The organism is Gardnerella vaginalis 1500E, from assembly GCF_000263595.1.
GTDB lineage: Bacteria > Actinomycetota > Actinomycetes > Actinomycetales > Bifidobacteriaceae > Bifidobacterium > Bifidobacterium vaginale_E.
The window spans coordinates 80,850-94,869 of the sequence record NZ_ADES01000001.1 but is presented as its reverse complement, the minus strand read 5'-3'; the positions used below and the strand labels follow the sequence as shown (position 1 = coordinate 94,869).

Annotated in this window: 11 protein-coding genes and 2 tRNA genes; 6 read left to right on the top strand and 7 right to left on the bottom strand. The window is 41.5% G+C overall.

What is annotated here, in order from left to right; translation table 11 throughout:
• Positions 1-54: 54 nt before the first annotated feature.
• Positions 55-831: an NUDIX hydrolase gene (locus tag CGSMWGV1500E_RS05555; protein WP_004126462.1), complete on the bottom strand. Its 777-nt coding sequence runs from the start codon at positions 829-831 to the stop codon at positions 55-57.
• A 42-nt stretch (positions 832-873) separates the two neighbouring features.
• On the opposite strand from CGSMWGV1500E_RS05555, the gene CGSMWGV1500E_RS05560 reads away from it, so the two are divergent.
• Positions 874-2,346, top strand: coding sequence for a CCA tRNA nucleotidyltransferase (locus tag CGSMWGV1500E_RS05560; protein ID WP_050543250.1), 1,473 nt, complete (start codon positions 874-876; stop codon positions 2,344-2,346).
• 1 nt (position 2,347) lies between these two features.
• Here CGSMWGV1500E_RS05560 and CGSMWGV1500E_RS05565 read toward each other — a convergent pair whose 3' ends face one another.
• From CGSMWGV1500E_RS05565 to CGSMWGV1500E_RS05580, 4 genes are all read right to left on the bottom strand, one after another.
• The gene (locus tag CGSMWGV1500E_RS05565; RefSeq protein ID WP_004126456.1) at positions 2,348-2,974 is read right to left on the bottom strand and encodes a LytR C-terminal domain-containing protein; all 627 of its coding nucleotides are present in this window, start codon (positions 2,972-2,974) and stop codon (positions 2,348-2,350) included.
• 169 nt (positions 2,975-3,143) lie between these two features.
• A complete protein-coding gene (rsmA, locus tag CGSMWGV1500E_RS05570) occupies positions 3,144-4,049 on the bottom strand; it encodes a 16S rRNA (adenine(1518)-N(6)/adenine(1519)-N(6))-dimethyltransferase RsmA (RefSeq protein WP_004126453.1) in 906 nt (301 codons plus the stop codon).
• 52 nt (positions 4,050-4,101) lie between these two features.
• On the bottom strand, positions 4,102-5,520 hold the full coding sequence (locus CGSMWGV1500E_RS05575; RefSeq protein ID WP_004126450.1) for a G5 domain-containing protein: 1,419 nt from the start codon (positions 5,518-5,520) through the stop codon (positions 4,102-4,104).
• Positions 5,521-5,974: 454 nt separating this feature from the next.
• Positions 5,975-6,051: transfer RNA gene (locus CGSMWGV1500E_RS05580), tRNA-Thr, on the bottom strand.
• A gap of 166 nt (positions 6,052-6,217) precedes the next feature.
• Here CGSMWGV1500E_RS05580 and CGSMWGV1500E_RS05585 point away from each other — a divergent pair.
• The 4 genes from CGSMWGV1500E_RS05585 to CGSMWGV1500E_RS05600 all read left to right on the top strand — a co-directional run bounded on the left by CGSMWGV1500E_RS05585 (position 6,218) and on the right by CGSMWGV1500E_RS05600 (position 12,191).
• A complete protein-coding gene (locus tag CGSMWGV1500E_RS05585; protein ID WP_004126447.1) occupies positions 6,218-7,885 on the top strand; it encodes a serine/threonine-protein kinase in 1,668 nt (555 codons plus the stop codon).
• A gap of 97 nt (positions 7,886-7,982) precedes the next feature.
• Positions 7,983-8,969, top strand: coding sequence for a DsbA family protein (locus CGSMWGV1500E_RS05590; RefSeq protein ID WP_004126440.1), 987 nt, complete (start codon positions 7,983-7,985; stop codon positions 8,967-8,969).
• Positions 8,970-9,346: 377 nt separating this feature from the next.
• A complete protein-coding gene (locus CGSMWGV1500E_RS05595; RefSeq protein ID WP_004126438.1) occupies positions 9,347-10,474 on the top strand; it encodes an ABC transporter ATP-binding protein in 1,128 nt (375 codons plus the stop codon).
• A gap of 301 nt (positions 10,475-10,775) precedes the next feature.
• Positions 10,776-12,191: a DUF4032 domain-containing protein gene (locus CGSMWGV1500E_RS05600; protein WP_004126435.1), complete on the top strand. Its 1,416-nt coding sequence runs from the start codon at positions 10,776-10,778 to the stop codon at positions 12,189-12,191.
• Between the two features lie 70 nt (positions 12,192-12,261).
• Here CGSMWGV1500E_RS05600 and CGSMWGV1500E_RS05605 read toward each other — a convergent pair.
• Positions 12,262-12,334 (bottom strand) — tRNA-Lys (locus tag CGSMWGV1500E_RS05605).
• A 72-nt stretch (positions 12,335-12,406) separates the two neighbouring features.
• Positions 12,407-12,664 carry a glutaredoxin domain-containing protein gene (locus CGSMWGV1500E_RS05610; protein WP_004126433.1) on the bottom strand — a complete coding sequence of 86 codons (258 nt, stop codon included), beginning with the start codon at positions 12,662-12,664 and terminating at the stop codon, positions 12,407-12,409.
• A 208-nt stretch (positions 12,665-12,872) separates the two neighbouring features.
• Here CGSMWGV1500E_RS05610 and ftsY point away from each other — a divergent pair, with 208 nt between their 5' ends.
• The gene (gene ftsY, locus CGSMWGV1500E_RS05615) at positions 12,873-13,979 is read left to right on the top strand and encodes a signal recognition particle-docking protein FtsY (RefSeq protein ID WP_004126431.1); all 1,107 of its coding nucleotides are present in this window, start codon (positions 12,873-12,875) and stop codon (positions 13,977-13,979) included.
• The last annotated feature ends 41 nt before the right edge of the window (positions 13,980-14,020 follow it).

Sequence of the window (14,020 nt, the reverse complement as noted above, 5' to 3'; positions counted from 1 at the left end):
TAAAAACATGGCTTGTGGCATGTTGAATTGCGCGCTTCTTGCGTTATATGGTTCTTACGCGTGAGATTCGTCACTGTGAGACCGCCTGTTTGCTTTTTTTGCGTAAAGCCATGCAACTTTACGCTCATTTGGATAACTTAAAATCGCACTCAGCTCTTTGAAGTTCACCCATATTGCATCTTCTGCTTCATGATCTGGATCTCCCAATACAGAAAGATCGCCGCTTACGTAGCGTAACGCAAAATGATGAACTAGTTTATGAACTCGATGAGTTGTTCCTGTAAACCAATAGTCTATTGTGGCAATTGAATCAACCACTTCGCCTATAATTCCAGTCTCTTCATGAATTTCACGAACAGCAGTTTCTTGAGGTGTTTCACCCTTCTCAATATGGCCTTTTGGTAGACACCATTCAAGATGTCCGCTTCTGGAATGTCGAGCAATAATTGCGACACGCCCGAGTGCGTCGAATACGAGTCCGCCTGCGGAATATTCACGAATAATTGGCAAATCTTGAGCGTCTAAAGAGGCGAAAGTAGCAGGTGTATCTGCTAGTCTACGCTGTGGCATACTAGCCGGAGATGCGCCAGGGATTATTGAAGTTTTTTGAAGAAGATCCTCATTTTCAACCACTTCTTGAGACTCTTGCTCAAGCTCTGAAAAGATTGGAATATCAACGAAAATCTGAGATTTTTCTTCGTTTGATTCTAAAGATTTTTTACTATGAATTTTAGATAAATCAAGAGGCGTTATTTGAGGCGCAGACTGATTTTGGGCATGATTATCCGCAAGCTTGGCGAGCATACGTCGTAAATCTGCAGGAGTAACCATACACTCCACCTTACTCAATCCGCTGTGCATTGGGGTAACTGTATGCTGGAATATAGATTAATTTTTGCTGAAAGGGTGTCGGTAAGGGTGACTGAGAACTTCAAAGTTTGGCCTGAAGCTATAGAGTTGGGGCGACTTTTCGCTGAACACGATTATGAACTTGCATTAGTTGGTGGACCTGTGCGTGATATGTTGTTGCATCGCGTGTCGCATGATCTTGATTTCTGCACTTCTGCTCGTCCAGAAGAATTTGAACCTATTTTAAGACGTTGGGGGCATGACGGTTTTTGGGATATGGGTCGTAAATTTGGCACTTTGGGTGCTGTTCGTCGGCGTCCGGATGGAACGGAAGTAAAAGTTGAAATTACTACATACCGTTCAGACGCATACGATCCTGATTCTCGTAAACCCGAAGTGCAATATGGGGATACTCTTGAGGGTGATCTTTCTAGGAGAGATTTCACAGTTAATGCAATGGCTTTGCGTGTTCCAGATTTGGAATTTGTAGATCCGTTTGGTGGGGCTAGTGATTTAGCTAAAGGAGTGTTGAGAACGCCTGTTGATCCTCGTCAATCTTTTGACGATGATCCTTTGCGAATGATGAGAGCAGTTCGTTTCGTTGCGCAACTTGGGTTTACTATCGAAACTAATACTGCTGAAGCAATTGTAGATATGGTAGATCGCCTTGATATTGTTTCAGCTGAGCGTATTCGTGACGAAATTACCAAACTTCTTCTTTCGGACCGTCCGCGTAAAGGTTTGGAAGCTCTTGTTGAGTCTGGTATTGCAAAGCGAGTCTTGCCAGAAATTCCAGCTTTACAGCTTGAAATTGATGAGCATCATCGTCATAAAGACGTTTTTGAGCACACAATGATGGTTCTTGAGCGCGCTATAGCCTTAGAAACTGATGATGAAGGTCCTGTGCCATCTCCTGATTTAACTTTGAGATTAGCAGCCTTGTTGCACGATATAGGCAAGCCTCGTACTAGAAAGTTTGAAGATGGTGGCAAAGTTAGTTTTCACCATCATGATGTAGTTGGGGCAAAAATGACGCGTAAGCGTTTGAAAGAATTGCATTTTGACCATCATCTTATTGAAGATGTAAGCGAATTAGTAAATCTGCATCTGCGTTTTCACGGTTATGTTGATGAACCTTGGACTGATTCTGCAGTACGACGTTATGTTAAGGATTCTGGGCACTTATATGAGCGTTTGAATCGACTTACTAGAGCTGATGCAACTACGCAGAATCGTCGCAAATCTTTGATGTTTGAGCACGCAATGGACGAGATGGAACAGCGCGTTCGTGAATTGAAGAAGCAAGAAGATTTTAATGCTATTCGTCCAGATGTTGACGGAAATGAAATCATGAAACTGCTAGATTTACAGCCAGGACCAATCGTTGGTGAAGCTTATAAACATATGCTTGATTACCGTCTTGATAACGGGCCTGTAGATCACGATATAGCTGTTGCAGAATTACAGCGCTGGTACGAAGAAACGTATAAAAAGTAGATTATTTCACAGCTTTGTGTGAATCTGCTTTAGGAAGTTCCTTCATATCTTTTGCTTTAACACATCCAGGGACTTCTTGTATTGCGGCTCCTGCAGCTGGAACATCAACTTTCGGGCGAAGATTATTAAAAGTCGAGCCAAGAACAATATCTACGAGCTTATCTTGGCGATCGTCCATGCGCATAACAGCATCAGCAAAATTAGAATTTACTGTGTATGCTTCATTAATAGCGTTCTTACCGAAATAAATAGTTGTTCTTTTAACATTACTTGTTTTGTTATTATTTACTTCTGTAAGATTAAAGCCTCGAGAATTTAACGCTTCTCCTACGGCTCTTGCCAATCCGCGGAATTTCGTACCGTTTAATACTCGAATTGACACAGCACGATTATCAACATAAGGGGATTTAGAACCTTCTTTGCCTTTAGCTGCGCATGGTGCTGTTACGCCGAAATTAGGATTATCTTTTGGTGCAACTATTGAATTAATCCCGAAAACATGCAACTGTATTAACAGCGCAAATATAAACGTAACTGCCAAAGCTATGCTAACAGTAGTAATAACAGATCGCTTCTTTTGATACATGAAAGCCTTACGAGCAATACGTTCATCGTATTCTTGCGTCATGTTCACTTCCGATCTGTAAGTTTATTTTGTTTGCAGCAATTTTATTAATCTGCAAAGCGTAATATAAATCGCATTTTACTGACTATGTATGACTGATTTTGACGCGTATAAGCGTTTGTTAGCAAACTGTTCTTTGATGAAATTGTTATTTTAAATTTCGAATAAAAAACTATTTTTGCTGCAACTCTAAAGTTTTACAAGCGCGATACAACGCAATAAAGTCGTCGCATGTAAGCGTTTCTCCGCGTCTTGTAGAATCTATATTAGCTTTTTCGTATGCTTCGTCACTAACTAAATGTTTAAGAGCCGCGTGTAAAGTTTTTCGTCTTTGCTGAAAAGCTGCATCAATTAAAGTAAATACACCTTCTCGTTCGCTATTATCTCCTTTAGTTTTGCAATAGCGAGTGAAAGATACTAGTGCAGAATCAACATTTGGTGCTGGCCAAAAAACGTTACGTCCAATAAGCCCTGCGCGTTGAGATTGACCGTACCAAGCAAGTTTTACGCTAGGTGTTCCATACACTTTATTTCCTGGTTGAGCGCATAGTCGATCTGCTACTTCTTTTTGAACCATAACCAAAAAATGTTGTAAATTACTAAATTTTTCAAGTAAAGTAAGCACAATTGGTGTTGCAACATTATAAGGAAGATTTGCAACAAGTGTGAACTTATTTGCCCTTGAAAGTTGCGGAACGTCGTCTGCTGTTACGGTCAAAGCATCTTTTAAGATAACATTAAAACGTTTAGAAGCGTTTGGCATAAATTCTTCAACAGTGTTAGGAAGACGGCGTGCAAGAGGTGGGTCTATTTCCACAGCCGTAAGATTAGCTCCAGTCTGCAGTATTGCAAGAGTAAGAGAACCAAGCCCTGGGCCTACCTCCATAACGGTATCGCCAGATTTAACTTCAGCTGCCGCTACTATTTTTCGCACGGTACCAGGATCAATAACGAAATTTTGACCAAACTTTTTAGTAGGAGTAATGCCTTCTTCTGCAGCAATACGTCGAATATCTGCTGCCCCTAAAAGCTGGCCTTCAGTTTCAATGCTGATTTCTGTCAAATTTTTACCGTCCAAATTTCGTAACAATTAATCTGTTGAAAAAGTGTGTTAAAACACGCCGTTGTTTTTAATACCAACCAACTTCGTGCGAGTGCCTTACAGCACCACTAGGATCTTTGTATTTTCCCTTTATGTAGCTAATTCCCCAACTGATTTGTACGGCAGCATCTTCATGCCAATTAGCTCCTGCACTGCTCATTTTATTTGCAGGAAGAGCTTGAGGAATGCCATAAGCGTGTGAGCTAGGATTTTCTGCATTCCAGCGCCATCCAGATTCCCTATTCCAAAGCCAAACAAGGTCTTCCCACTGTTTTCCAGTCCAGCCCATTTGTGCAGCAGCTCCTTGTGCAAAAAGCTTTGCCTGCTCCGGTGTAGCGTGAACAAGGCTATTTGGGTTTGACTCAGGAGCAGGAGCGGGAGGATTTGATTCCGGAGCAGCAGGTTGCGTTTGTGATTGAGCTTGTTGATTCTCCTGTGATTGCTCCTGGCCTTGTTTTGAAGGCTGCGGGTTTTGTGAATTTGTATTCTTAGTTTTAGATGCTTGAGATTCAGATTTTGGTTCCTGCTTTGGCTCTGACTTTGGCGCAGGTTTTGCAGCAGGCTTTGGCTTGTTGGCAGGCTTCGGCTGAATTGGAGCTGCTTTTCCAACAGCAACAACCTGATTAATAGCAGGCTTTAATACATTTTGCGAAACGAGAGTAGAGCTTTCAGCTTTGCCGTCAACATAAGTTACGTTATATACGTCTTCTCGCTCGCCATTAACGCCAGCTTGTTGCACAACGCGAGAATTTGCTGGAAGCTTAGGGTCGATTACGGTTTGTGTGGCAAAAGGCAATGAAACTGTTCTAGTTTCTTTACCGTGCGTGACTCTGGAAATACGCAAAACAGTATTACCTTCGTCATCTTCAACGCTAACTCGATCCTCTTTTCCTAACACAATTCCTTGCGCGTCAAGAATAGCGCTCGCAGGTAAGCTTCCGTCCGGAGCAATTCGAGATTTCCCATCTGCAATAACAGTTATTGGGCCTTTTTTATTAATTGCTAACCCGCAGGTGAGTTTATCGTAAATGTTTTGCAAATTTACGGTAATTCGTTTAGCGTTTTTAGCGTTTGCTTTAAAGAATCCAATAAGCTGATCGACGCTGGTTGCAACTGTCCAAAATGGTATAGTAACGCCGTCTACAGTAATAGAAGTCTGATACGCGCTTCGCACAGTAACGGTAGCGTGATTTGAAAGAATATCTCCGGAAGAAGATATAACCTGATCATGCGTTTTTACAGGCACATGCTGTTCTTGTAGTAGACGAGCAGGAGTTGTGGCATAAGTGCTAACAATGTTTGCTTTGCCATTTACAACTAAAGCTACTGCCTTCTGAGATGTAAATGCAAAGATGCTTATTGCAGCAATAGATAGAGACAAGACGCATGCAATAATACGAGAGCGCCGCATTATAATCAGGCGTCGAGGCGTCCATCGACGTGCCATGTAATCACTCCATTCACTGTAAGACTAATTTTTATTATACCTTCTATTCTGCATTGGGTTTTAAAAATGCATAACAAATAAAATGGGGGCGGGAGAGAAGGGGATATTCCCGCCCCCTATGAGGTGGAGCTGGTTGGGGGACGCTCCACTCTCACCCCGGAAACCCTGAGTTGGGGGAAGGTTTCCGAGTTCTTACTCGCGAAAAGTTTTATTATACAGATGATTATGTGCGAAGACATAGATTTACTATTTTCATAATACGCCATAATTTGGCACTTTATATGAAAAGTAAATTTTTCTATTTTGAATAGTTAATCTAAATAGTTAAGTAGTTACTATCCCCTCTGCTTTAATCATTTCACGTTATTATATGCGATATTGAAGATAACAAACTGTAGTTTTGAAATATGATAATAAAAAATACCAAATACTCACGAAATGAGTGGAATAAAAATGGAGCCTCCTGCCGGGATCGAACCGGCGACCTGCCGCTTACAAGGCGGCCGCTCTGGCCATCTGAGCTAAGGAGGCGAATGTTTTGCCATGCAAACTATTAAGCAATGCTAAGCAGAACATTGATTAGTGTACCATATGCCACGTCATTACAAAATTACGGCGATGTTGAATATAGAAACGGCGTGTTTTTTATTGTTCATATTTGCGCATTTGGCAATATAAGGCATTAACATAATGCAGTATGGAAGATATGAGCATGTTCGATTTGCAACCAGGGAATAATGTAGGCGGATACACGCTTATTTCTAGGCTTGGTGGCGGCGCAATGGGCTCGGTTTGGCGCGTTAAAGACGATGGCGGAAACCAATATGCAATGAAAATATTGCGAGCTTGCATAAGTGCTAATCAAAGCGAAAAAGAATATGCTGAGCAGGAGCGAGAACGTTTACGTTTAAAGCGTGAAGCTTTAGCGTTGCAGAGGATTCATCATCCTGGAGTGTGTTCAATAGTAGATATGGAACTTGACGCTTCAGTAGCATTTATAGTTACGGAGTTGATTGAGGGCAAAAATCTTCGAGAAGACGTTGCAGAAAATGGCCCATATGTTGCTGACGATTTGGAAAGATTAACGCATAAGCTTATTGAAGCTGTTAGAGCGGTGCATGAAGCTGGGATTATACATCGCGATATTAAGCCGACGAATGTTATGATTTCCGCTCATGGACCTGTGCTTGTAGATTTTGGTATTGCTATGGGTGAAGGTGAAAGTCATGTTACGCGTACTGGGTTAGTTATGGGAACTCCGGGATTTATTGCTCCAGAAATTATTGAGGGCAAAGATTCCGATGAGTCTACTGACTGGTGGTCGCTTGTGGCAGTGTTGGCATTTGCTGCAACTGGTAAACCTGTTTTTGGCACAAAGCCTTTGATGGCTGTTTTGGAGCGTGCAGCTTCTGGCAATGCGGATTTAAGCGGTCTTCCTGCAAAAACTATGGAGGCTTTTAGGAAAGCCCTTGATCCTAATCGCGAAAAACGCTGCTCCCCTGCTGTTCTTGAGCGAGCAATTAGTGAAGATTCAATAAATCCTTTAGCGTGGCCAGATAACCACCCTTTTGATCGAGACGCTGCACGCGGAACTATGCGCGAAATGTGGCGTGAAACAACTTGTGAAACAATTAGCGAAACAATTAGCGAAACAGCTGGTGAAGAAGAAACTGTTGCGTCAACTATTCAAAGTGGCTCGACTACAGTTATGGAACAATCTTCTAACGAAATAAATAATAATAAAACTTATGAAGACTGTGACGAAGAGGATTATGTGGAGTCTGATGAATCTTCTGAGGAAGAAGCTGATTGTACTGCAGATAAGCCTTATGAAGATTTAGAAATCAGCAAGTATGATTATTTAACTCGCGGATCTTGGATTTTACTGCTATTTGTGTCTATTTGTGTCGTTATCTGCTGTTTGAATTTCTTATCTGCAGTTGTATTAAATATATTTATTATGTGGGCTAGCTCAACAGCTGGATACAATATTTCCGCGCGATTGCGTAGAAAAGAGCTTAATAATGGCGTTTCTCCTCGCGGGGATACTTTTATGAGAGTTGCAGCTCTTCCGTGGCATATTATTCGTGGGCTTGTGTATACATTGCCAAGAATTGTGATTATTTTGATTTGTGCTGTTATTGGGGCTTGTGTGTATCCGTTACTGTTTGGCAGCTCTGCAGAATTTATGGCTTTTAATATTTTTTCAATTCGTATGATTTTTCCAACTTATTTGCCAACTATTCTTTCGTATACTTCTGCCGGATATGCCACAGGTTTCGTTATTGCGTGGATTATTCTTGCCATTTTTAAGGGTACTGACATGTTTCGCATAGGTCTTGGCTCATTTTTACGTTTCCGTTGATGGCATCTATTAGACTATAGTGAAGTTGTTGTTTTATTGACAAACATGCGCTAGGACTAAGGCTTAGTTTGCAAAATAAAGGGTTTGAAGGATAGAAATGCCTAAAATTCAAATACAGGACAATCAGCAGGGGAATTCATCTTCTACTCGTCTGGAAAAAAACATTGAGAAGCGTGAGCGTGCATTGCGTGAAGCTCGTGAGCGTCGTCAGCAAACAATTATTGGAATTGTTGTAGTGCTGATTGTTATGGCTATGCTAGCTGCAGTTGGCGTTACAACTTACCAAGCTTTTTACCAGTCGCCGCAATCCAATACTGAAAGAACGCAAATTGAGCGTTCTAATAAAGCTAAAAATCAACTAAAGAAACTTGGTGCTAAATATAAGCCGGAAGTTGTCAATTCTAAGGGCGGAATTCTTATAAGCAAGCTTGGTTACAACAAGCCTGTTGCTAAAGCTCCAACGGTTGCAACTTATTTTGATCCTTTATGCCCTGGATGTGGAAACTTTAATCGCGAAGCAGATAGAGTGTTGGCTGCAATGGTTCGTGCAGGCCAAATTAATTTGGAAATACACCCAATGTCGTTCTTGGATAAGATTTCTACTGATAAATATTCAACTCGTGTATCTGGCGCTATTGCCTACATTGCTAATAATGACAGCAATCCAGAGCATTTGTTGCAATTTATTAATAACATCTTTGCAAAAGACTTCCAGCCAGAAGAGGGCGATGACTATAAGCCTGTAAGCAATGAAAAGTTGATTGAACAAGCTAAAAAAGCTGGGGTAGATGATTCTGTTGCTAGTAAGGCTTTTGATCTCCAATACTTAGAGTGGCAGAATTTGATTAACAAATATACCCCTGATTTTATGGAGCTGTTAAACGTTTCTGGCTCTAACAAAGGTTCGATGACAACACCAACCGTAACTATCAATGGAAAGTTGCTAGATATTAATGCTGCTAGTAGCAAGAATATGCACACTCTTGAGGCTTTGCTGCATTGTATTGGCTTGGATAAGAAGCAAGTTGGAGTTGCAGGTCAGATGCCTAAAGTCTCAAGCACTGACTCTCCTATTGACTTGTAGTTACATAAAATATTTAACTAAAACGGGCGCTAGGCTTATGCTTGACGTCCGTTTTCTTTTTTAACATTTCTTTTTAATATAAACAAACGATTACATAATTTCGTATTTTTTATTGTGAAAACTAACTATTGATTAGATGTTTAGTAATAACTTTCTACGCAGTCGACACGCCGAAGCTTTGGAAAATACTGATTTTTTACTGTTTTTCTAAGATAAACATGGTATATTAAGGCTTGGCTCAACGAAGAGAAACCTTCAATGGACCAGGTAAGTAAACTGTGGACGATTGATACCCGCCGATGTAGGAATTGGGGTCATGAGTGCACACCCTTCACTACGGATCGTTCGGCACGTACCTGCCGATGAAAGGACATATCATGGCAGAAGTTGTATTTGATCATGTGACTCGTATCTACCCGGGCAACGATAAGCCTTCGGTTGACGATTTGAACATGACTATTAGAGATGGCGAGTTCCTCGTACTGGTTGGTCCATCTGGTTGCGGTAAGTCTACTACTTTGCGTATGTTGGCAGGCCTTGAAGAGGTTAACAAAGGACGTATCCTCATTGGCGGTCAAGATGTTACTACAATGCAGCCAAAGGATCGCGATATTGCAATGGTCTTCCAGAACTACGCGTTGTATCCACATATGACAGTTGCAGACAACATGGGCTTTGCTTTGAAGATTGCTGGTGTTCCTAAGGAAGAAATCCGCAAGCGTGTTGAAAAAGCAGCTGAAGTTTTGGATTTGACAGAGTATTTGGATCGTAAGCCAAAGGCTTTGTCTGGTGGTCAGCGTCAGCGCGTTGCTATGGGCCGCGCAATTGTGCGTGAACCAAAAGTCTTCCTTATGGATGAGCCTCTTTCGAACCTCGATGCTAAGCTCCGCGTGCAGACTCGTACGCAGATTGCTGCTTTGCAGCGTCAGCTTGGTGTTACTACTCTGTACGTGACCCACGATCAGACTGAGGCTTTGACAATGGGTGATCGTATTGCTGTTATCAAGCTTGGTGTTCTGCAGCAGGTTGGTGCTCCAACTGAGCTTTACGACCGCCCAGCAAATGTGTTCGTTGCAGGCTTCATTGGTTCTCCATCTATGAACATTAACCAGCATCCAGTGGTTAATGGACGTGCTCAGATTGGTGAGGATTCTATTGTTCTTCCAAGCGAAGCTGTTGATAAGCTCACTGTAGAAGATTGCGGACAGATTATTGTTGGCTTCCGTCCAGAAGACGCAAGCTTGGCAACTTTCGATGATCCAAATGCGTTCTCCTTGAAGGTTATGAACGTAGAAGATCTCGGTTCTGATGGCTATATCTACGGCAATATCATAACTGATGGTTCTCCTGAAGAGGCATCTACTATGATGTCTGATCAGAACAAGCTTACGACTATTCGCGTGAATCCACGTGCTTTGCCGAAGATTGGTGATACAGTCAAGATTAAGATTGATCCATCTAAGATGCATCTGTTTGCACCTTCTACTGAGTTGCGTTTGAACTAAAAGCGTAGGTTTGCTTTATAAAAGTAAGATGAGCAAACTTTCGGTATAAGGGTATGGCGGGGTTCGCAATGAAAGCGAACCCCGTTTTTGCCAGCAAAATCGGTAAAAATCGGTAAAACTGCCAGAAAAATAAAAGCAAAAATATAATTTAAAATAAAATAAAAACAAGCGAAAGTTTGTACATTACTAAACATGCTTTATTATGTATAGTTGTTATCAATAATTAGCCAGTGGTTGATTTGCGATGAATATTTATTGCAGATTGTATTGTTGGCACGAGCTTGATTGGTAAATGGAAACTATGGAATGGAATGACGCTCCTCAATTGGACCCGCGTGCTGTGCAGGCAACTTCTGTATCTGCACAGGACGAGAGTGCGTTGTCTCAGGAGCCTACTGCGCTTAAGATTACTGCAGCTAGTTCAAATCCTAAAATGTTTACGTTGCCGTGGGAGCTGCCACTTTCTCAATGGCCGGCTGATTTGTTTGTAAACCTTCCTCGTGGTATTTCTCGACATATTGTGCGTTTTGTTCATGTTGGCGATGAAGTTTATGCCATGAAGGAAATCACTCGTCAAGTTGCAGAACGAGAATACGAACTTTTGCGTAGATTGCGCAAGCTTGAGTTGCCAACTGTAACGCCTATAGCAGTTGTTGCAGGACGCAGAGACGCTAATGGCGAAAAGCTTGAAGCAATACTTGTGACGAAGCATTTGAAATTCTCTTTGCCGTATCGTGCTTTATTTGCCCGCACATTGCGACCAGACACTGCTGAACGACTTATTGATGCTTTAGCTGTACTGATGGTGCGTCTGCATCTTTCTGGCTTCTATTGGGGCGATGTTTCACTTTCTAACGTACTATTTTTGCGAGATGCTGATGCGTTTTCCGCATTCCTGGTTGACGCAGAAACTGGTGATTTGCACGGAAGTTTAACAGAAGGCCAGAGAGAATACGATATTGATTTAGCTAGAACCAATATTATTGGCGAGCTTATGGATTTGAGCTCCGGTCAGCTTTTGCCTACGGAAGTAGATGAAATTAGCATAGGTAATCGTTTAGTAGATCGCTATCATTCACTTTGGAGCACGCTTACAGACGTCGATAAGTTCAGTCCTGATGAAATGTGGCGAATTGAGCGCCGCGTTAATCGTCTTAATGAATTGGGATTTGACGTTGACGAGTTAGAAATGAAAACTTCCGAGGATGGTCGCAGAGTGCTTGTTCGTCCTCGAGTTGTGGATGCTGGTTATGCCTCGCGCAAGTTGCTGCGTTTGACAGGCTTGGACGTGCAAGAAAATCAGGCTCGAAGGTTGTTAAATGATTTGGATGCATACCGCACTTCTACATGGCGTCAAGGTGAAGAGCTGGAAATCGTCGCGACTGATTGGATGCGTGAAATTTTCGAGCCGACAGTTCGTATGATTCCTTCTGAGTTCCGTTCGCAAATTGAACCAGCGCAGTTCTTCCATGAGGTTTTGGATCATCGTTGGTTTATGGCAGAAAAAGTTGGTCACGACGTTGCTATGCAAGATGCTGTGACAAGCTATATTAAAAATGTGCTTCCTCAGTACAAAATGGACAAACGTGTGCTTGCTGCAATCAACGCGGATGCTGATTCTGGCGTAGTAGATGATGAATCTACTTACTTGCAGTCAAATAATCATGGCGCTGATATTGACGAATATAATCAAGACGCAAGTGTTTGGGCAAGTTGATTTTTTAATATAATTACTGTTTTATTGAGTAGCGCATTAAAGCATAAGTCTAAATTTGGGTATAAAAAAGTGCCCCCTGTGGGACTCGAACCCACAACCCAAGACTTAAAAGGACTCTGCTCTGCCAATTGAGCTAAAGGGGCAACAAACGCCAAGTATACTACATTCAAGAGACGAAGTGAAATCAATATACTGTTGTGCGTGTTATAAACAAATTATTGCAGTATTCCTAATGTTTCCAGCTTTGACTTAATTTGTGTAGCGGATGGTTCAACCATAAAAGTATTGTCAGCAAAAGTAACTACCGGAATATGCTTTTGGCCACTAATCTCTACGGCTTTTTCTGCAGCTCCCTCTTCAGTTTCTATATCGTGCCAAATAAAATCTACGCCATACTTGTTAAGCGCAGCTTTTGCTCTTATGCAATCGCCGCACCAATTAGCACCGTATACTTCTATAGATTTATCTGCCATAAAATCTCCTTAAAACTACTAATTATTGCTAATCAGCACTAATTAACTATTAGAACATTTAGATTGCTTATTTTTGCGCAATATATTGATTTTAACAGTGTAATGGAATCTATTGTGTTGCGGTAGTTAGATTTTAAAGTGTGACAAAGATGAGAAAAAATAGTGAAATCTATTGCTAGTGTCCCTTGATTTTCATAGGCTTAATTTCATGAACATGGTTTTAGATATGAATATGGTGATTTGGTTTGTGGCGGCGACCATAGTTATTGCTGTGTTGCTAGTGGCTGTTGCAGTAATCTTGCGAATTTGCAGCCATAGTCGAGGCCCTGAAATTCCAGCAAGTGTCGATGATTCAGTTGAAGTAGGCAAGAACGAATCTAAGATTCCAGAATCAACAACTTCTCGTTTACAGCGCCTTCGAAAACGTTTATCTAATAGCGCAAATCCGTTCGGTCTCACACTTTTCAATATCATAAGCAAAGACCATCTGTCTAAGGAAGACTGGGAAGATGTAGAAGATACTTTATTAATGGCTGATGTTGGCGCAAAAGCTAGTGAGGAATTAGTTGATTCTTTACGCCAGGATGCTCGTATTTCTGGAACTTCTAGTGCAGAAGATGTGCGTGCTGCTTTGCGTGCAAAACTTTTGGAACTGGTTGGTGAAAATACTGATCGTCGTTTGAATGAAAATAAGCCTGATGCGCATCATCCAGGCGTTATTATGATGGTTGGCGTAAACGGAACTGGAAAAACAACAACTGCAGGCAAGCTAGCAAGACTATTTGTTGCTCAAAAGCAATCTGTAATGATGGCTGCTGCAGATACATTCAGAGCAGCAGCAGCGGATCAGCTTGAAACCTGGGCATCTGAAGTAAATGTGCCAGTTGTTCGCGCAGATAAAGATGGTGCTGATCCTGCGTCCGTAGCTTTTACAGCCGCACAAAAAGCTAAAGAAAATAAAACTGATGTTCTTATTATTGATACTGCTGGACGTTTGCAAAATAAAGCAAATTTAATGGATGAGCTTGGAAAAATTCGTAGGGTAGTAGAAAAAACTATGCCTGTAGATGAAGTACTTCTTGTGCTGGATGCTACTACTGGGCAAAATGGAATGGCTCAAGCAAAAATATTTGCTGAAGCGATTGGCATTACTGGAGTTGTGCTTACAAAGCTTGATGGTTCTGCTAAAGGTGGAATTGTTGTTGCAGTTCAAAAAGAACTTGGTGTTCCTGTAAAACTTGTCGGATTAGGAGAAGGGCCGGATGATTTAGTCCAATTTGATCCGCAAAGTTTTGTTGAAGGTTTGTTGGCATAAGATATATTTGAATTTCCGACTACAATAGGTAGAAAGTGATG

Bases quoted from the DNA above. Each gene is read 5' to 3' on its own strand.
- CGSMWGV1500E_RS05585 (WP_004126447.1), top strand. From the start codon at position 6,218: ATGGAAGATATGAGCATGTTCGATTTGCAACCAGGGAATAATGTAGGC.
- CGSMWGV1500E_RS05590 (WP_004126440.1), top strand. From the start codon at position 7,983: ATGCCTAAAATTCAAATACAGGACAATCAGCAGGGGAATTCATCTTCT.
- CGSMWGV1500E_RS05575 (WP_004126450.1), bottom strand. From the start codon at position 5,520: ATGGCACGTCGATGGACGCCTCGACGCCTGATTATAATGCGGCGCTCT.
- CGSMWGV1500E_RS05595 (WP_004126438.1), top strand. From the start codon at position 9,347: ATGGCAGAAGTTGTATTTGATCATGTGACTCGTATCTACCCGGGCAAC.
- CGSMWGV1500E_RS05610 (WP_004126433.1), bottom strand. From the start codon at position 12,664: ATGGCAGATAAATCTATAGAAGTATACGGTGCTAATTGGTGCGGCGAT.
- CGSMWGV1500E_RS05555 (WP_004126462.1), bottom strand. From the start codon at position 831: ATGGTTACTCCTGCAGATTTACGACGTATGCTCGCCAAGCTTGCGGAT.
- CGSMWGV1500E_RS05600 (WP_004126435.1), top strand. From the start codon at position 10,776: ATGGAATGGAATGACGCTCCTCAATTGGACCCGCGTGCTGTGCAGGCA.
- ftsY (WP_004126431.1), top strand. From the start codon at position 12,873: ATGAACATGGTTTTAGATATGAATATGGTGATTTGGTTTGTGGCGGCG.
- CGSMWGV1500E_RS05565 (WP_004126456.1), bottom strand. From the start codon at position 2,974: ATGACGCAAGAATACGATGAACGTATTGCTCGTAAGGCTTTCATGTAT.
- CGSMWGV1500E_RS05560 (WP_050543250.1), top strand. From the start codon at position 874: ATGCTGGAATATAGATTAATTTTTGCTGAAAGGGTGTCGGTAAGGGTG.